Here is a 411-nt window from a genome sequence, read left to right on the forward strand (position 1 = left end):
CAGCGGCGGCGCGCACGTAGTCGGTGGCCAGCGCGCGGCCCAGGCGGCCGGAAAAGGCGCGGGTCAACGTGGTCTGCTCGGGTTCGGCGTGGGCCAGCGCATCCGCCCAGGCCGGTGCCAGCGCCGCCTCCGGGGTGCGCAGCAGGGCGGTGCCGATCTGCACCGCGCTCGCGCCCAGGGTCAAAGCGGCGGCGATGCCACGGCCTTCGCCGATGCCGCCGGCGGCGATCACCGGGATCTGCAACTGGTCGGCCAGCCGCGGCAGCAGCGCGAACAGCCCGGTCAACTGCCGCTCGGCGCTGCCGGCCTCGAAGGCACCGCGATGGCCGCCGGCCTCCGCCCCCTGCGCGACCACCGCATCGGCACCGGCGGCCTGCGCGGCCAGCGCCTCGTCCAGGGTGGTGGCGCAGG

At 77.4% G+C, this 411-nt stretch carries 1 protein-coding gene; it reads right to left on the reverse strand.

Going from position 1 to position 411, the window contains the following annotated elements:
• A partial coding sequence (locus tag D588_RS0120975) for a nitronate monooxygenase (protein WP_017917394.1) occupies positions 1–411 on the reverse strand: 411 nt, incomplete at both ends.

The organism is Xanthomonas sp. SHU 308 (genome assembly GCF_000364645.1).
GTDB classification, from domain to species: Bacteria; Pseudomonadota; Gammaproteobacteria; order Xanthomonadales; family Xanthomonadaceae; genus Xanthomonas_A; species Xanthomonas_A sontii.